The sequence below is a fragment of the Thermomonas fusca genome (genome assembly GCF_005862345.1).
Lineage (GTDB): Bacteria > Pseudomonadota > Gammaproteobacteria > Xanthomonadales > Xanthomonadaceae > Thermomonas > Thermomonas fusca.
On record NZ_SROY01000007.1, the window covers coordinates 1 to 18,473 of the forward strand.

Sequence of the window (18,473 nt, forward strand, 5' to 3'; positions counted from 1 at the left end):
CTTCTTCACGTCCAATCTCCTTGCTGCCGGGGATTGGACTCCAGATCGCAGCGCTACTCAAATCCGGGGGGACGTCGCAGTCGTCAAAGCGTTCATGCCCGCTCCTGCCAGGAGGTGCGGAAAGCCTACACCCGCCGGTGCTGGCGGAGTTGATCATGGCCGTCGGCGACATTGACTTCTGTTCCACCCACGATGGCCGCAGCCCCTGCCGCAATCCGTTTACCGCGGTATCTCCGGCAATCGCGACGAGGCAGGCACGTGCAGGCATCCCCGGCCCCGGTGGGCCAGAGTCCGAATCGACCGCGGGATTCCATGCTCCGGCAGTGGGTCTGGCGGGTGGTGATGCCACTCACGCTGGCGGTATCCATTGCTTTCTGCCTGCTGGCCTACGGCGCCTGGCAGCTGTCGCGCGGCGCGCTGCTCAGCGGGCTGGCGCCGGCGCTCTGGTCCGGCGGGCTGTTGCTGGTGGGTGCACTGGGGCTGGTGGTGGCGCTGAGCTGGGACATCGCGATCCAGGTCTTGCGTCCGCTGGACGAATTGGCCGCGGCGATGGACAAGCTGGGCCGCGGCGAGCCCGTGCACGTGCACCCGATGAAACGCGAAGGCGCGATCCGCCGGCTGCAGCTGGGCGTCAACCAGGCTTCCAAGCTGCTGGCCAGCGCGCGCAACCGCATGCAGAGCGAGCTGGGGCGTGCTTCCATCGAGCTGGCCGACAAGAACGCCAAGCTGGAAGCGGCCAGCCAGGCGCGCTCGCGCCTGTTGGCCGCCGCCAGCCACGACCTGCGCCAGCCGCTGTACGCGCTGACACTGTTCTCCTCCACCCTGCGCGCGGGCGAAACCGATCCGGACAAGCTGGCGCGGATGGTGCACATCGAGGAATGCGTGGCCTCGCTGGACCAGCTGTTCTCGGAGCTGTTGGATCTGTCGCGGCTGGAGGCCGGCAGCATGCGCGCGGAACCGGTGGACGTGTACCTCGACGGCGTCTTCGACGAGGTCAGCCGCAATTTCCGCATGTTGGCGGAGTCACGCGGCCTGCGGCTGGTGGTGCGCAAGACCGATGCGTGGGTGCACTGCGACCGCACCATGCTGGCACGCATCCTCAACAATCTGGTCAGCAACGCGCTGCGCTACACCGATGCCGGCGGCGTGCTGATCGGCGTGCGGCACCAGGCCTCCGGCAGGATCCGGGTGGAGGTGTGGGACACCGGTTGCGGCATTGCGCCGGAACACCAGCACCGCGTGTTCGAGGAGTTCTATCAGGTCAAACAGGCCGATACCCGCACCGGGGAACGCAAGCGCGGACTGGGGCTGGGGCTGGCGACCGTGCAGCGGCTTGCGAGCCTGGTCGATTGCCGGATCGCCCTGGCATCGCGGCTGGGCCGCGGCACGCGGGTGTCGATCACGCTGGAGCCGGGCACCGTCCGCGCGCCCGGCAGCAGCGACGGCATCGATAGCCCGCTCGACCTCGGCGGCCTGCGCGTGCTTGCGATCGACGACGAGCCCGGCATTGCGGAAGGCCTGCGCGTGCTGCTGCAGGAATGGGGTTGCGATATCCGCACGGCGTCGGACGAAGCCGGCGCGCTCGCCCGGCTGTCCGACTGGACCACCCCGCCCGACCTGGTGCTGAGTGATCTGCACCTGCAGGACGGACGCAGCGGCCTGGACGTGCTGGGCGCGATCGCCCGCCACTACGGAGAAGACGAGCGGCGACCGCGCTTCGCCCGCCTGCTGGTCACCGGCGAAACCCGCCCGGAGCGGGTCGACGCCATCATGGCCAGCCACATCCCGGTGCTGTTCAAGCCGGTGGCGCCGCATCGGCTGCGCGAAGCCATGCTGGCGGCGGTGCTGGCGGTGCGCGCCCCGCGGCCAGCGGGACCCTTCGCATGAGCACCACCTTCGCTTACGACGCGCTGGAATACCCGGCCCATGTGCTGCCGCAGATGCACCCGTCGCGGTTGGCCGCGATCGGCCGCCTGCACGGGCTGGCCTGCGCCGCGCCATCGCACTGCCGGCTGCTGGAGGTCGGCTGTGGCGATGGCCTGCAGCTGCTGGCACTGGCGCTGGCGTATCCGCACTCGCGGTTCGTCGGCATCGACATGTCCGAAAAGGCGATTGCACGCGGCGAAACATTCCGGCAGCGGCTGGGGCTGGACAACCTCGCGCTGGTGCAGGCCGACCTCGCGCAATGGGAGCCGGACGAGCGGGCGTTCGATTACATCACCGCCCACGGATTCTATTCATGGGTACCGGCGCAGCTGCGCGAGCATCTGCTTGCGCTCTGTCGGCAGACGCTGGCCGGCGCCGGCATCGCGTACATCAGCTACAACGCCCTGCCCGGCTGCCATCTGCGCCGTCTGGTGTGGGACATGCTGCGGCATCACTGCGCAGGCGTCGACGACCCCGCCGCCCGGATTGCCCATGCCCGGCAATTTCTGCGCTGGCTGGGGGCCGCGACGCCGGAAGGCAAGCCGTATGCGGCGGTGATCCGCGATGAAGCCGGCGAGCTGCTGCGCCGCACTGACCATAGCGTGCTGTTCCACGATGACCTGGCGCAGATCAATGAGCCATTGAGCATCACGGCCTTTGCCGCGCAGGCGCAGGCGCACGGCCTGGAATTCCTCGCCGAGGCCGACTACCACGAGATGAGCGATGCGGCGCTGGCACCGGAAGCACGCCCCGGACTGGCCGCGCTGGCCAACGGCGACCTGCTCCAGCGCGAGCAGTACCTGGACTTCCTCAAGGGGCGCCGCTTCCGGCAAACCCTGCTATGCCGGGCCGAGGCGGCCGTCATGCGACCGGCCGATGCATCAGCAACGCGAGGCCTGCACGCGGCCGGGCACCTGCAACGGGAGGAGGCCCGCACCGGCAGCGGCGATGGCGCGGTCGTCTTCCGCGGCAGCAGCGGCAGCAGCGGCAGCGCCGGCAACGCGGTATTGAGCACGGACCACCCGGTCATCCAGGCCGCACTGGATGTGATTGGCAGTGCCTTTCCCATGCCGTTGGCATTCGAAGCGCTGCTGACGCGGGCGCGCGCCACATCGCGAAGTGTCGCCAGCGAGGACGAGGACGCCGACGCACTGGCGAAGGCGCTGCTGCGCGGGTTCGAACATGGACTGCTGGGGCTGCACTGCGAGCCCCCGGGGTTTGCCTCGGAACCCGGCGCCACCCCACGCGCCAGCGCGCTGGCGCGCCTGCAGCTGGAGGCCGGCGCAGACTGCGTTGCGAGCCTGCGGCCCTCCATGGTGCGGCTGGACAGCCGGTTGGCGGTCGAACTCATCCAGCTGCTCGACGGCAGCCGCAACCATGAAGCGCTCTTGCAAGACCTGGCGCTGCGGATGGCATCGTTGCCGGCTGAATCCAACGACGGCGAACAACCCATGCGTTCCGCCGCCTGGTGGCGACAGCACCTGGCGCCGCAATTGATCGACGGGTTGCAGCAAGCCGCGCAAATGGCCTTGCTGGAAGTGACGCCGTCGCCGGCTCAGCGCACCACGTAGGTCTGGGTATTGAGCTGCAGCACGGCATCGAACTGCACCTTCTCGTTGTCCTCGCCCAGCTCCATCAACGCATCGACCCGGAAGCGCAGGGCCCGATCCAGCTCGCGCTGCGGCTCCAGGGTGACCCGGATCCGGGTCAGCCGGCGTTCGTGCAGGGCGATCGCCTGTTCCAGCGAACGCCGGATGCGGTCGCGGTCGTGCGGGCTGAGCAGGCTGTAGGAGGAAAAATCCAGGATGCCGTAGGTCAGCGATGAGGCGCGGCATTCCTTGAACGCCTCCGGGATCATCCGTGCGGCCTCCGAACGGGTGTTGAGCAGGCTCTCCAGATCGCGGGAAATGCTGTTGCGGATGTCGGTAATCGACACCCGCCTGCCTGCGTCCTCCGGCAACGCCACGTCAACCAGCCGATCCATCAATCCGCGCATGTCCTGCCCTCGCCGCGCATCCGCAAAATGGCAACGGCCCGCCGCGGCATGCGCGACGGGCCGTCAGGTTGGATCACGATCAGGTCGCCTTGTTCAGCGCGCGATCGTACTGGGCGATGATGGCGCCCTCCAGGCTGCCGTCCGCCTTCTGCGGCATGTACTCGTACTTCATCTTGGTGTAGTTGAGGCTGAAGGCATCGACCGGAATCGACGAGCCACCCGCGTTGCCGCCAGTGGTGAACGAACTCACCATCACGTCCTCGAGGGTGATCTTGAAGTACTCGACCTGGCCGCCCTTGCCGCCGGCCTTGCGGGCGGTCAGTACGGCCTTCTTGATGTGTTCACCGGACGCGGCAGCCTTCACCAGCAGTGGGCTGGCCTTGTCGGTCTGCTTGGTGAAGGTCAGATCCTGGAAATCGGCCTTGCCGGTGCCGCCGCCGCTGCCACGCCCCATGTTGCCGGCGTTGCTGACGCCCCAGGAGAACGAGTCGATCTCGATCTTGTCCTTGTGCTTTTCGTCCAGCGACTCGCCCTTGATGCCGTCGAGCTCGAGCAGGTAATCGGAAGCCATCGTGGTATCTCCTCAGGTTGGAATGGAAAACGGATAGTCGTCAGCGGGCCGACTTGGGCAGTTCCGCGACCAGGCGCAGGGACACGCTCAATTCGTCCAGCTGGTAATGCGGGCGCAGGAACGCCACCGACTTGAAGGCGCCGGGCTTGCCCGGGATCTCCGCCACTTCGATGCGCGCCTCGCGCAGCGGGTACTGCGCCTTGGCCTCCTGCGAGGCGTTGTCGTCCAGCAACACGTACTGCGAGATCCAGTTGTTGAGGAACAGCTCGACGCTGGACTTGGAGGCAAAGCTGCCGATCTTGTCGCGCATCATCGACTTCAGGTAGTGGGCGATGCGGCTGACCGCGAAGATGTACTGCAGCTGCGAGGACAGGCGCGCATTGGCGTTGGCGGCATCGGTGTTGTATTCCTTGGACTTCTGCGCGGACTGGGTGGAGAAGAACGCCGCGTAGTCGGTGCCCTTGCAGTGCACCAGCGGGATCAGCCCGAGGTCGGCCAGTTCCTTCTCGCGGCGGTCGGTGATCGCGATCTCGGTCGGGCACTTCAGCGCCACTTCTCCGTCGTCGGTGGCGAAGGTATGGGTGGGCAGGCCCTCGACCAGGCCACCACCCTCGACGCCGCGGATCGCCGCGCACCAGCCGTACTTGGCGAAGGCATCGGTCACCTTGGTGCCCAGCGCGTAGGCGGCGTTCATCCACAGGTACTTGTTGTGGTCGGTACCGTCGGTGCGCTCGACGAAGTTGAACGCCTCCACCGGCGCGGTATCGGGCCCGTACGGCAGGCGGCCGAGCACGTGCGGCATCGCCAGACCCACGTAGCGGGAATCCTCGGAGGCGCGGAAGCTCTTCCACTTGGCGTATTCGACGGTGTCGAAGATCTTGGCCAGGTCGCGCGGCCCGGACAGCTCGGTGAAATCGTCGAAGCCCAGCAGCTCCGGCGAAGCTGCGCTGAGGAACGGCGCATGCGCGGCAGCGCAGACGTGCGAGATCTCCTCCATGAGGTACATGTCCTCGGGGTGGCGGCCGAACTCGAAGTCGCCGATGAGGGTCGCGAAGGGTGCGCCGCCGAAGGTGCCGTATTCCTCTTCGTAGAGCTTCTTGAACAGGTTGCTCTGGTCGAAGTCGGAGGCGTTCTTGAAGTCCTTGACCAGTTCCTTCTTGGTGGTGTTGAATACCTTGATCTTCAGGGTGGTGCTGGTTTCGGAGTTGTCGACCAGGTACTTCAGGCCGCGCCAGCTGCCTTCCAGCTGCTGGAACTCCGGCGCGTGCATCACTGCCGAGAGCTGTTCCGACAGCACCCGGTCGATTTCGGCGATGCGTGCATCCAGCGCGCCGATGGCGTCCCGCGACACGGTCATCGCGCCATCGCTGACCTGCGCGACCAGCTCGGCGATCAGGTCGCGGGCGCGGCTGCGCTCGCTGTCGGAACGGGCGATCTTGCTCTGGGTCAGGATCTGGTCGAGGAGGCCGCCCTCGGCGGCTTCGGCGGCGGCGGCGGGAGCCGCGAGAGTTTCGGTATTGGCCATGATGTCGTGTGCTCGCTGCGGGTCGTGATCGTCGATTGCGGGTGGCAGCTCAGTCGTCGGACGGGGGGCCGACTTCCTTGCTCAGCTGGGCGATCTTGTCGGTGTTCTGCAGAACCTCGTTGAGCAGATCCTCGAACTTGTCGTTGCCTGCCGCCTTGTTGCGCAGGTCGGCCAGCTTCTGGCGCGCTTCCAGCAGCTTGCGCAGCGGCTCGATCTGGTTGGTCACGCGCTCGGGCGAAAAGTCCTCCAGGCTGCGGAACGTCAGCTCCACGCCGAGCTTGGAGCCGTCGTCGGCAAGCTTGTTGTCCACCTGCACCTGCACCCGCGGCTTCATGCCCTTGAGCACGTCGTCATAGTTGTCCTTGTCGACGTTGACGAACTTGCGGTCCTTCATCTTCGCCAGCGGCTCCGCTGGCTGGCCGCTGAAGTTGCCGATCACGCCGGCGACGAACGGCAGTTCCTTCTTCTCGATCGCATCGCCCACTTCCACGTCGTAGGTGAGCTGCACGCGCGGTGCGCGCACGCGGTCGAGCTTGTGCTGGGTGCTTTCCTTCTTGGCCATGAGATTCCCCGGGCGTGTTTTGTACTGCGGGTGTCTGGGCCGGGAACGCGGCGCATTGGCGGCGTGTCCCGGGACATGCAATCGAGTCTAGGAAGCGCGCCGCGGGCGCAACATCCGTCGGACGGCCAGACTTGGACATATGCCGTTCGACGTGGCCGCGACGCGGCGGGGTTTGCGTGCCCCCGTCGCGTCAATTGCCGGACGACAGGCCAACCCGCTCGCGGATCGACGCCAGCGTGCTTTCGTCGCGGATCACTTCGGCCAGCCACTGTTCCAGCGGCATGTCGGCCCATGCCACCGCGCGGTCCAGCAGGTAGGCCACCGGGCTGTGCGGCTCGGTGCGGCGGAAGAAACCAGCGATGTCGTTGAGTGCGCGCAACGCCGCCTCCTTCGAGGCCAGGCTGCCGCCGCCCAGGTTGAGCGCGCCCGCCGCGGCCGCGCCATTGCCGCCGCCTTCACCGGCAACGCCGTCGGCCGCGACCTCGCCTTCGGCCGCCACGGCCCCGCCGATGCCCTTGGCTGCTGCCACCCGTGAATAGATGGTCTGGATCTTCTTCAGCGCGTCATCAAGGGCGCCGAGGCTGGGCGCTTCGCGGCCAAGCCGGCCGTCGGCCATCGCGCTGAAGCGGGCGAAAGCTTCGCGCGCCGCCTGAACCTGGTCGCTGCGCTCGCGCACCAGCGCATCCGGAATCGCCTGCATGCGGCTGTCGTAGGTTTCGCCGTTGACCCGACCTTCGTCCAGCGCGGCCTGGTAGGCCTCGGCGTTCTGGCGGCCGAGGTTGTCGACCTCGCGCGAGTCGACCCAGCTGGCCAGGGTCAGCGCCGCCTGCGGGTCGTCGTTGAGCAGCATGGTCTGCAGCACGCGGCTGCCGTAGTTGGCGAACCAGGCCAGCTTGCCGGCGCGCTCTTCCAGATCGCCGTCCTCGGCGCGCGGATACAGGCCGTCCCAATAGGTGTCCAGCAGCCCGGTCAGCAGGTCGAAGGCGTCACGCGCGCCTTCCAAGCCATGCCTGGCAATGGCCGCCTCGGCCAGCCACACCGCTGCCTGCAGGTCCTTGCTGGTGCGCAGCAGCACGTCTTCGGACAGGCTTTGCGCTTCGCGCCAGTCGGCGACCTTCAGTTCGGTCTGCCAATCGCCCTGGGCAAGGTTTGGGTCATCGGCGCGACGCGCTTCGCGGATGCGGTCGAACTGGTCGGAAAAGCTGGCATCGCTGCCGGCGGGGTCGCTGCCGGGAATCGGCGCGAGGAGTTCGGTGACGTCGATGGCCATGGGCCCTCCGGTTGCGGTTATTCGAGGATCTCGTTGGGCACTTCGGCGCGCGCGGTGCTGGCGCCGAGGTAACGCTGCATTTCGTCGGACAGGTCCGGCTTCAGGAACACCCGCGCGCCGCGGAAGCCGGCCGTCGCCAGCTTCTGCCGCAGTTGGCTCCACTGCGCGGGGCTGTAGCTGGCGCGGAAGTCCTCAAGGCCGTAAGCATGCGAACCGGCGGCGAAGTCGCGGATCAATTCGGCGAAGCCGTCGGCGCCGGCATAGGTGCGCACCAGTTCGAGCTCTTCCGGCGGCGCGGCCTGCATCGCGCTGGTTTCCGGATCGAATTCCTGCACGACCTCGCCAGCTTCCGCCGCCGGCAGCGCGATGGCGATGCGCAGCCGCGCCGACAGGCAGTTGGAGGGCGACCAGAACACCTGCGCGGTGGCTTCCGCCAGCGACGCGCCGGCCGAACTGGCGCGGTAGACGCGCTCGCGGCACTCGACCTCGAACACCGTGCCGGACGGACCTTCGTCCAGCGCGCCCAGCTGGCTGGGCTGGACCAGGGTGAAGCTGCCGGCCAGGAACGGGGCGACGTCGCCCAGCACCGGCAGGAACTTGCGCTCGGCCGCCACCATGCCCTGGTAGGCGGCGGTCAGCGGCATCGCAACGCCGTCCACCTTGACCGGCAGGCGCTCCTTCTCGCTGATGAAGGGCTTGAGCCAGTCGTTGACGAACGCACCCAGCTTGCCCTGCGGCCCGTACAGCGCCTCGACCTGCTGGGCCGGCGGCAATGCCGCCAGCGGCTTGACCACGCTTTCGCGCCAGCGCTCCTGCACGAATTCGCCGGCGCGATGGACGGTGAGGAACAGCAGCAGCCGGGCCGGCCCCTGCACCACCGACCACGCGGCCAGGTCATCGCCCTTGAACGCGGTGGCGTATTTCTCGGCGGGCTTGTCCACCGCCTCGATCAGTGCGCCGTATTCGCTGGCGGGCGGCTTCTCGGCCTTGCCCTTGCTGGCGAACAGGTCGGAGGCGAGCTGGTAGACGTCTTCGCCGGACCCGTCGGCCTGCAGCCGCAGATAGGCACGCGCGTAGTCCGCGTCCTGGTTGGCCAGCACGGTTGCCTGCGTATCGCGCATCGCCAGCAGCCAGACCGGCGGCTGGATCTTCTCGCCGCCGAAGCGGAACGAGCCGGTGACGAAGCGGCCGAACGGCCGCCACGACGACAGCCACTTCGCCTTCATCTGGGCCCAGGTCAGCGCCCAGCGCGACGAGAGCGGCCAGTCGAACGGCAGCTCATACAGGTTGCGCTGGGCGGATTCGAAAAAAAGCGCGTAGGGGTTCTGCTTGCCGCCAGCGCGCGCCAGCAGTTCGCCGTAGCGCCCGCGCCACAGGCCGATGCCTTCCTGAAAGCGCGACTGGTACTTCGCCCACTGGAGGAAATAATCGCGGAAGTAAGCATCGCGCAGGTCATCGATGCGGCTCGCCCGTTCCGGCGCCTGCGCGCGCAGGGTCGCCAGCATCGGCTGCACCACGCCTTCCCAGGCGTCGGCGGTATAGGCGCGGGAAATGCCGGCCATCTGGCCCCCGTCGATGCCGACCACCGCGCCCTGCGGCAGCCAGTGGCTGCCAAGATCGATGGCGCTGCCGCGGGCGTCCGCCCATTTGCGCAGATCCGGCGCGCGCGGCGTGTAGTTCGCCAGCAGCCGGGTCAGCAGGCCCTGAAGACGCGCCTGCTCGGCATCACGAAGGTTTTTTTTTTGCCACCGCAGGTAGCCGAGGTAGGTGGCGAACAGCGCGTCGGCGTTCTGGCGGTCGCGACGGGTGTCGTTGTCGGCGCTGACGAAGGGCGCAAACAGCCGCGAACGCGCATCGAAGCTGACGTTGTTCGGCAGTTCCCGCTCGCGGCAGGCCTCGTTGGCGGAGGTGCACTCCTCCAGCAGGCGCAGGCGCTGGGTGATTGCCAGCACGTGCTCGATGCCGGCGCGGCGCTGGTCGATGTCGGTGGCCAGCATCTGGTCCTCGGGCGCCAGGATCAGGTTGGCGAAGTCGTCCACCACCCGCTGCTTGAGGCGGGCGATGTCGCTGTCGGCGCGGCGGATGCCGAAGCTCAGCAGCGTCTCGCCCTGCGCCGCCTCCAGCGCTTCGATGGTGCGCCCGCAGCTGGCCACCCATTCGATGCGGCCGGTGGAGGTGCGGTTGGCCACCTCGGCGCAGGCGCTGTGGGTCTGCGCCAGCAGCGCGGCGTCGTCGCGATGCGCGGCCTTCAGCCCGTAGGCGAACGAGGCCGACAGCCCCAGCATCGCCAGCACGCCGGCACCGGCAATCGCGATCCGGCCGGCGCTGCCGCGGAAGCTGGTGCCGGCCAACGGCTGGTCGCTGGGCAGGAAGCGGGTGAACAGATCGGCCACGAAGCCGCCCCCGCGATGCGCCGCGTTGGCCGCCGCGGCGAAGTACAGGCCGCGCCAGCGCGGGGTGCGCTGGAACGGGTTGTCCTCCAGCATCAGCCCGATGAACCGCGCCAGGCCTTCATGGGCCAGCCGCAGCGACTCGACGAACTCGAACAGCGCGCGCCGCTGCTGCGGGGTGTGCTGGGCGCGCAGCGCGGTCATCCGCAGCGCGTGCAGGCGATCCTCGATCGGACGCAGCACCTCGGCCATCCGGCCACTGGCGGCCGCGCTGACCACTTCGTTCTCGGCGAAACGATGCCCCAGCGCCTGTGCGAACGCTTCCGCCGGCAGGCTGGCGCGCAGCTGTTCGTACCCGGCCAGGCGCTCCAGCCCGGTGACCACGAAATACACCGGCATCTGTACCTGCAGGTGCTCCATCGCCTCGTCCACCAGCCGGCGCAGGCGGGTGGCGGTGTCCTTCAGCGCCTCCGCCGGGCCCAGCAGCGTCTGCACCGCCACCGCCACAACGATGCCGTTGAGCGGCAGCTTCTCGCGCTCGTCGGCCAGCTTCATCAGCGCCTGGTACCACAGCCCGCGATCCAGCCGCGCGCCGGTATCGCAGACCACCCGCGGGTGCATCTCGATGGCGATCATCGATTTGTGGAACCACCAGCGCCAGACATCGTCCGCCGCCATCGCCGCCTGTTCGGACGCAGGGAACGGCGATACCTCGCTGCCGGCGCGCAGCAGGCCATCGACGTTGGCATCGGCATCGCCGATGAACATCAGCCACGGGATGCGGTACAGCGGGGTGCGGCCCTGCGCGATCTCCGGTGCCCGCGCGATGGTGCGCTTGGCTTCACTGATCGCGGCAGCCATCTTCGCCACCGGCTCGCGCTCGTCCTCGGCACTGCCGGGGCCTAGATCACCGATGCGCTTGCGGGTGCGACCCTTCAGCGACGCCTTGCGCTGGCCGGCCATGAACCACCACAGCACCACCACCACCACCACGCACAGGCCCAGCACCTGCCAGAAGCGCATCGGCAGCTGCGGCAGGATGGCCAGCGCCAGGAACACCAGCCCGGCCAGCACCACCAGCAGCAACAAGGTCACCACGATGCGTCGCAGCCACGGCGACTTGGCGCCCTCCGCGCCCTTCGAATACAGCGAGCCGATCCGCGCGAACACGTTGCCGACGGTGGAGAACAGGTTTTCCACGCTGGTGAGCGGATTCATGGCGCAACCTCCTCGGTCGCCGCTTCCGGCACCGGCGCGGCGCACGCGGCCAGCGCGGCCTGCTTGCGGGAGGGATCGGTTTCCGGCTCGGTCTGCATGAACAGATGCGAGGCCACCAGCCTGGCGTTGCCGTGGTTGTCCTCCAGCATCCGGCGCAGCATCGGCAGGTATTCCTGGGCGGCCTGGATCTCCGGCAGGGCGTCGCGATACAGCGGCGTGGGCGAGGCGATCACCGTGATCAGCTCCTGCCCGAACGGCGGGCAGACGGTCCAGGTCTTGCTGGTGGTCGCGCCGACTTCGAACTGCTCCAGCGCACGGATCACGCGCCCGCTGTCGGGTTCGCCGGCATTCGGGTAGATGTGCGCCACGCCGCCGTTGACGGAGTAGTAGTCCACGTAGAGATAGCCTTCGTAGTTGGCCTGCTGCAGCTTCACGATCACGTTCTCGCCCTCGATGAAACGGTCGGAATGGCCGGTGCTGGGGGTGATGGTGAGGTCGTGGCCGCTGTCGTCGTTGCGCGCCTTGTAAGGCGCCAGGACCTTGACCACTTCGCAGTGCGGCCAGATCCGCAGCTGCAGCTGGGCATCGACCGACTTCACTCCTTCGATGGCCGCCACCTGCTGCTTCACCGCGGCCATGTCATCGGGGCGGGACACGTAGCCGGCCACCTTGACCGTGCCCTTGTCCTCGTCCGTCGTCGCGCTGAGGTCGGAACATTCGAACTTCGCCAGCACCTGCTGCACCGGCACCGTGATCGAAGGTTTGGGCGAGGCCAGCAGGATCCAGACCAGGTACGCCACCGGGATCAGCAGCGCGATGAGCGCGCCGATCCGCAGCAGGGTGCGATCCCACTGCCTCGGCAGCCGCGGACCGGCCGGATCCGCCACGCCATAGGGCTGCGGGGTGATCTTCTCCTCGCGCAGGGTATGCGTGGGCGCGGGCGCCACCGGCAGCTGGCGGCCGTGCAGCTCCTTGAGCTTGCCCAGCTCGCCGGTATCGCCGGTCTCGTAGTAGTACTGGCCGACGAAGCCCACCAGCAGGGCGTGGTAATAGACCTCGCGCACCTCGTCCTGGTCCTGCTTGAGCGCGGACAGGTGGCTGAAGAACTCGTTGCCGGCATTGTTGGTGGTGAACATCGACACCTGCAGCGGCGCCGCGCCGCTGGTCAGCCACACCGGGTTGCGCGCCATGATCTCGTCGATCCAGGCCACCACCGCGAAGGCGGCATCGTCGACCTGTTCCGGACGCTTGCCATCGGCCAGCGCGGCGGCCTTGGCGCGTTCGATGAGTTCGCGCGCGCGCGCGGCCACTACCGCTGCGGCGTCGTTGGCCTGGCTGGCGGCGACGCTTTCGTCCATCGCCAGGCCGAACGAGAACACCGGGGCGAAATGATGCAGGAGCCTGGCCATGGCTTACTCCTGCCCCGCGACCGGGAACAGCTTGATCACCGTGGACTCCGGCGGCAGGTCGGAGAACACCGCGATGTTGCGGCCGTTCTTGATCATCTGCCAGAACGGATGGGTGGTATCGACGAGGAAATAGGTGGTGTTCGGGCTCTTCTGCGGCAGCTCTTCCGGCGGCACCGGCAGCAGGTCGATCTTCAGCCCGAACAACGCCGCCGACAGCAGCCGCGGCATCTCGTCCAGCGAGGCGATCTTGCCGGTCCGCGACAGCCGGGCGAACAGGTCCGCGCCCTTCTGCTCTGACTCGAAGGCGAGGTAGAAGCGGGTCTTGTCGCTTTCGAACAGGTTGGCCGGCAGGTCGGCGCGATAGAAGCGGCCATCGTATGCGAGGGTGATGCCGACCTCGGCGCCCACCGTCAGCGCCTTGATCAGCGCCTCGGCGCGATCGAAGCCGATCCGGAAGCAGCGCCGCAGGTCTTCGTGGTCGTAGTCCGGCAGTTCGGTTTCGCGCGGGTTGGCGGCCAGCTCGCCGAAATAGCCGATGTCCTCGGAGAACACCGAGAATTCCGCCACCAGCCGGCGCAGATCCTGATACATCGCATAGGCCGACACCGTGTTCAGCAGCGCATGTTCCTGGAACAGCGGGATGTGGCGGGCGAAGGTCTGCATCATCAGCACCCGCATCACCTCCTGCGCGCTGGTCGAGGCGGCGCGGATGCCGCGCTGGCGCTTGATCGCGGCGAAATCCTGGCCGCGCGACACCAGCAGGTCGCGCAGCGCCCGCGTCCACCGCGCCAGGTTGTGCGACGCACCGATGGCCGTGGTCGGCGGAATGTAGTCGTGCGACAGCTTGTACTTGCCCGGCCCCGCCGGCAGCAGCTCGGCGAACTTGTAGCTGTCGGAGGCGCGCACGATCGCCTCGGCGTTCTCGTCCAGCCCGGTGACGATGTTGCCCTGGTACAGCAGGAACTCGATGTCGGCTTCCGGCGCCTGCGGATCGAACGGATCGGCCAGATTCTCGGTGGTCAGCGCGTGGCGCGCCTGCAGCCGTTCGGAATCGCGCTGCGTCAGTCCCTGCAGGCTGCGTTCGGCGTTCAGCACCAGCCACAGCGGCACCGGCTCGTTGCCGTTGCTGCGCAGCTCGCCGATGTTGCGTTCCGGCACCCGCGCGTTGCCGGCGACGGTTTCCTGCGCGCCGCCGGACAGCCGCTCGCCGTTGCGGGTCACCAGCGTGAACCACTCGATGTCGACCACCCCGCTGGCCAGCGCCTCCTCACGCAGGCGCAGCGTTTCGAAGCCCCACGGGAACGGCGTCAGCCGCAGGTGCAGCGCATGGCGTGCGGCCTGCGTCCAGGCGTCCTGCGCCTGCAGATGCTGCGGGCTCAGGAACGCACCCTGCCCCCAGTGGACTTGCCGATCACCGCTCATGCCGAATGCCATGCCAACTGCTCCCTGAGATCCACGAACACCCCTTCTGCGTTACAACGCAGGACGCCGCTCAAAACGGCACCGCCTCGATGCGATAGCCGTCGCTGCGCAGCCGCGCGAGCAAGCCCTGCGGGCCGACCAGATGGATCGCACCGACCGCGACGAAACTCGCGCCGTCCTGGAATGCCGTCTCCAGCGGGCCGATCCAGCGCGCGTTGCGGTCCTCCAGCAGGCAGATCCGCGCGCGTTGCTCGATCGCCTTCGCGGCATCGTCCAGCCCGTCCATGCGGTCGATGCCGGACAGCCAGGCTTCCAGCACGCGGTTGCGGTAGAACGCCATCGCTTCCGCCGATTCGATGCGCAGCACCCATGACTTGCGCAGGCGCTCGTCCAGCACCTGCGCGTGCTCGCTGGCCGGCACGCAGTCCAGCGCCTGCAGCTGCTGCTCCAGCGTTTCCAGATGCAACATCCGCTTGCCGGCCGCGGCCGCAGTGCGCTGCAGGCGCGCGTCCGTGGTCGCGTCGCCGCCGTGTTCACCGCGCGCTTCCAGCAGCGCCAGCACCGCCCACGGCTTCATCCGCCGCAGGTCCTGCGGATGGACGCCGGGCAGCAGCGCCTGCGCCTGCGCCATCCCGGCCGCGCCGATCATCGCGTCCAGCCGAGTGTCCTCGGGCAGCCAGCGGTAACCGTCGTACTCCGGCTTCCACGCCGAATCGATGTCCACTTCGTTGATGAAGGTGGCGCTGCCTTCGATCAGCTGCCCAAGCTGCACGTAGTCGATGCCCTGCTCTTCCGGCGTGCCGAAATGGATGGTGCCCAGCAGATAGCTGGCCGGCGGCAACGCGGGCGGCGTGGCCGGCGCGGGCCCGCCATCCGCCACCGGCACCGGCAGCAGCGCGGGCAGCGGCGGGATCACCTTGAACAGCACCCCGCGTTCGCGCGACGCGGTGGCCATCGCGGCTGCGGCCTGGGCGTCGCCGGCCGCGGGCAATGGCGCGGTCGCCGCTGCGGTGGCCGCTGCGGCATCCGGGACTGGCGCCGCCGGCGCGGCGTCCTGCGCCGGCGGCCGCAGCTGTGCGCCGGCCGCTTCGCTGGCGGCATGCGCGGACACGCCGCGCAGCGCATCCTGCTGCGCCGGCGCCGACAGCGACAACGACAACCCCAGCAGCAGCGCGAGCAGCCGGCCGCGGCCCGGCCTGGAGGCGGACAACGATCCATCGCGCTTGCGTGAAGCTGCGTGCTGCGGCATGACGGCGATCAGTTGGGGCAACGCCGGTCATGGCGCGCATCGTCGGCATTCTTCGTCCTGCGGCTTGTTCGCAGCCATATGCCGTAGGACGTATGTCGTTGGAACGGCGAAGAAACCTTGCTGGCCGCTCTGCGCGCCGTCTATCGTGAAAGAAGGAAGCGCCCTGCCACTCATCACCGGCGCGCGTCCCGTTCGCGCTCCAAGGAATGCCCAAGCCGGGCGCACGCATGCAGGTACCCACGTGAAAGTACTGCTGGCCGATGACCATCGCCTGATCATCGAAGGCGTCAAGCTGAAGCTCGCCGAATTGGATCCGGCGGTGGAAACCGTGGTGGCGATGAATCTGGATGAGCTGGAGCAGGCGCTGGCCGCGCACGCGGACTCGCTGGACCTCGCCCTGCTCGACATCGCCATGCCCGGCACCCAGGGCTTCGAGCACGTGGCGCGGCTGCGCGCCGAGGCACCGGGATTGCCGGTGATCGTGCTGTCCGGCTCGGAGGATGCGGAACTGATGCGCGCACTGATGGACCTGGGCGTGCTGGGCTTCATCCCCAAGGCCTATTCGCCGGACGTGATGCTGTCGGCGATCCGGCTGGTGCTGGCCGGCGGCCTCTACATCCCGCCGCTGCTGCTGGCCAGCGCGCAGGCGCAGGGTTGGCAGCCCGGCGCGGGCTCGCCTGCTTCCGGCCGCGACGCCGCGGCGCACGCCGGCGAGTCGCATTCGCTGGATGGCCTGCGCCAGCTGCTGACCGAACGCCAGGTGGACGTGATGCGGCTGCTCTCGCAGGGCAAGCCGAACAAGCTGATCGCCCGCGACCTGGGAATCAGCGAAGGCACGGTGAAGATCCACCTGGCGGCGATCTTCCGCGCGCTGAACGTGCGCAACCGGGTCGAGGCGGTGGTGGCATCGCGCAAATTGCAGGGGCTCTGAGGCGCGCAAGCCCCAAGGTGTACTAGCCCCGCACCTCGCTTCGCCTATGGCCTCCGCCGTATTGTCCGGTACGGCCTCGCAGCGCAGCCTGAGCGCAGGCACCGGCCCGCCGACGCGGCGGAGGAATGCGCATGATCCTGTTCAACACCCCTCGCTGTCCGGCCGCACCGCGGCGGCACGGCCGGCTCCGATCCCTGCTGCTGGCGTTGGGCATGGCCACCAGCACCATCGGCGCTGCCCAGAGCGCACCGGAAGCGCCGACCAATCCCGACCTGGGCCCCGCGTTCGCCACCCGCAACGCGGCATACGTGCCGATCCTGCTGGACGAAATCCCGGGCTGGGAACACGAGGACTTCGAAGAAGTCTTCGCCAGCTTCAACACCAATTGCCGGGCGATGAAGCGGCGCAGCGCGTGGGCGCCGATCTGCGCCAAGCTCGCCAAGCTGCCGCACAACGAAGCCACCCTGCGGCAGTTCCTGCACGAGGAGTTCTTCGCCTACCAGATGCTGACGCCGACGCGCAGCGCCACCGGCAAGCTGACCGGCTATTTCGAACCGTTGATCTCCGGTTCGCTGACCCGCCAGGGTGCCTACCGCTATCCGATCTACGCCACCCCGCCGGATCTGCTGATGGTGGACTCGCGCACCGTCGCCGGACAGGCCACGCGCTGGCTGAAGCGCGATGACGGCCGTCTGGTCGGCGCCGAGCGCGGCGACGCCGGCGCCCGCGAATACCGCATCGACCTTGGCGGCGCGTCGCCCAATCCGCGCGACAAGCGCTACCGCGTGCGCATCGACGGCAACATCGTGCGCGCCTATTACACCCGCCAGCAGATCGACGCCAACGCGCTGGCTGCGCCGGTGCTGGCCTGGGTGGCCGATCCGTACAAGCTCTATTCGATGCAGATCCAGGGCTCCGGCAAGATCCAGCTCAAGGATGGCGGGCTGATCCGGCTGGCCTATGCCGAGCAGAACGGGCAGCCGTTCCTGCCCAACGCCACCCGTGGCGATGCCGACGCGATGCTGCTGGCGATCAAGGCACGCGGACTGGATCAGCCGCTGGCGGTGGACATTCCCGGCGCCACCCGCGGGGTGAAACGCCCCGGCAGCGATGCCGCGGTGGACGCCGAGGTGGCCCGGATCGTGGCCGCGCTGCAGGGTGGCGGCGCGACGTCGCCCTCCGCATCATCGACATCGGCGCGGATCAAGCCGAAGCCCAAGGGCAAGCGCCCGCCCGCGCAGGCGTCCACCACCGCGGCCCGGGTCGATGCGTCCGATGTGGAGGCGATGATCCAGCTGCTGCTGAACGCACCGGTGGCCGACACCGCGTATGTGGCGCCGGCGGAAGAGGAAGTGATCGCCGCGGCCACCACACCTGCCGCGACCGCAAGACCCGACCGCAACGACGACGCGCCAGCCGCGCGCATGGACATGTCCGATTTCGAAGGCAAGGGCGGCGGCAAGGCCGCGGGACACGCCAGCGGCAGCGGCGTGGCGGTGCCCAGCACCGGCATCCTCGATCCCAGCTACGTGTTCTTCCGCCGCATCGGCGACGGCCCGGAAGGTCCGATCGGCGCGCTGGGCGTGCCGCTCAGCGCCGGCCGTTCGATGGCGGTGGACCCGCGCGCCACCCCGCTGGGCGCACCGGTGTTCATCGAGGGCACCCGCCCCGGCAGCAGCACGCCGATGCGCCGGCTGGTGTTCGCCCAGGACACCGGTGGCGCCATCCGCGGCAGCGTGCGCGGCGACTTCTTCTGGGGCTTCGGCGACAAGGCCGGCAAGATGGCGCTGGCCACCAACCAGCCGGTGCGGATGTGGCTGCTGCTGCCCAAGGCGGTGGCCGGCAGCGCCGCCGCCAGCGGCATCAAGACCCGCGGCGAAGGCGGCGGCCTGCGTGACTGCGCGGTGCCGGACGAGGAGCTGTGCGTGGAGGAGTGAGCCGGCGTCGTCGCGGCCGCCCCGGAGGGCATAGACCATCCGGCGAATGGCCGCGCCGGGCGCCGCT

At 68.6% G+C, this 18,473-nt stretch carries 13 protein-coding genes; 4 read left to right on the forward strand and 9 right to left on the reverse strand.

Annotated features, from left to right (window positions below):
• Positions 1–342: 342 nt before the first annotated feature.
• Both E5S66_RS12430 and E5S66_RS12435 read left to right on the forward strand, forming a co-directional pair.
• Complete coding sequence (locus E5S66_RS12430) at positions 343–1,887, forward strand: ATP-binding response regulator (protein WP_171033555.1); 1,545 nt, start codon at positions 343–345, stop codon at positions 1,885–1,887.
• Entirely contained in the window at positions 1,884–3,497 is a 1,614-nt protein-coding gene (locus E5S66_RS12435) for a class I SAM-dependent methyltransferase (protein ID WP_138349733.1), read from the forward strand. The genes E5S66_RS12430 and E5S66_RS12435 overlap by 4 nt, the downstream gene beginning before the upstream one ends.
• On the opposite strand, the gene tssE is transcribed toward E5S66_RS12435, so the two are convergent.
• From tssE to E5S66_RS12480, 9 genes are all read right to left on the reverse strand, one after another.
• Positions 3,482–3,910, reverse strand: a complete 429-nt coding sequence (gene tssE / locus E5S66_RS12440; RefSeq protein ID WP_169380646.1) for a type VI secretion system baseplate subunit TssE — start codon at positions 3,908–3,910, stop codon at positions 3,482–3,484. The genes E5S66_RS12435 and tssE overlap by 16 nt on opposite strands.
• A gap of 91 nt (positions 3,911–4,001) precedes the next feature.
• Complete coding sequence (locus E5S66_RS12445; protein ID WP_028840199.1) at positions 4,002–4,493, reverse strand: Hcp family type VI secretion system effector; 492 nt, start codon at positions 4,491–4,493, stop codon at positions 4,002–4,004.
• A gap of 40 nt (positions 4,494–4,533) precedes the next feature.
• The gene (gene tssC / locus E5S66_RS12450; RefSeq protein ID WP_138349735.1) at positions 4,534–6,018 is read right to left on the reverse strand and encodes a type VI secretion system contractile sheath large subunit; all 1,485 of its coding nucleotides are present in this window, start codon (positions 6,016–6,018) and stop codon (positions 4,534–4,536) included.
• A 49-nt stretch (positions 6,019–6,067) separates the two neighbouring features.
• Positions 6,068–6,580: a type VI secretion system contractile sheath small subunit gene (gene tssB / locus E5S66_RS12455; protein ID WP_138349737.1), complete on the reverse strand. Its 513-nt coding sequence runs from the start codon at positions 6,578–6,580 to the stop codon at positions 6,068–6,070.
• Between the two features lie 190 nt (positions 6,581–6,770).
• Entirely contained in the window at positions 6,771–7,850 is a 1,080-nt protein-coding gene (gene tssA, locus E5S66_RS12460; RefSeq protein WP_138349739.1) for a type VI secretion system protein TssA, read from the reverse strand.
• A gap of 17 nt (positions 7,851–7,867) precedes the next feature.
• Entirely contained in the window at positions 7,868–11,458 is a 3,591-nt protein-coding gene (locus E5S66_RS12465) for a type VI secretion protein IcmF/TssM N-terminal domain-containing protein (RefSeq protein ID WP_138349741.1), read from the reverse strand.
• Complete coding sequence (locus E5S66_RS12470) at positions 11,455–12,867, reverse strand: DotU family type IV/VI secretion system protein (RefSeq protein ID WP_138349742.1); 1,413 nt, start codon at positions 12,865–12,867, stop codon at positions 11,455–11,457. The genes E5S66_RS12465 and E5S66_RS12470 overlap by 4 nt, the downstream gene beginning before the upstream one ends.
• A gap of 3 nt (positions 12,868–12,870) precedes the next feature.
• Positions 12,871–14,301: a type VI secretion system baseplate subunit TssK gene (tssK, locus tag E5S66_RS12475; RefSeq protein ID WP_138349743.1), complete on the reverse strand. Its 1,431-nt coding sequence runs from the start codon at positions 14,299–14,301 to the stop codon at positions 12,871–12,873.
• Positions 14,302–14,359: 58 nt separating this feature from the next.
• On the reverse strand, positions 14,360–15,499 hold the full coding sequence (locus tag E5S66_RS12480) for a TraB/GumN family protein (RefSeq protein WP_171033556.1): 1,140 nt from the start codon (positions 15,497–15,499) through the stop codon (positions 14,360–14,362).
• Positions 15,500–15,779: 280 nt separating this feature from the next.
• Here E5S66_RS12480 and E5S66_RS12485 point away from each other — a divergent pair, with 280 nt between their 5' ends.
• A complete protein-coding gene (locus E5S66_RS12485; RefSeq protein WP_028838757.1) occupies positions 15,780–16,469 on the forward strand; it encodes a response regulator in 690 nt (229 codons plus the stop codon).
• Between the two features lie 212 nt (positions 16,470–16,681).
• A complete protein-coding gene (locus E5S66_RS13670; protein ID WP_212745360.1) occupies positions 16,682–18,406 on the forward strand; it encodes an MltA domain-containing protein in 1,725 nt (574 codons plus the stop codon).
• Positions 18,407–18,473: the final 67 nt, after the last annotated feature.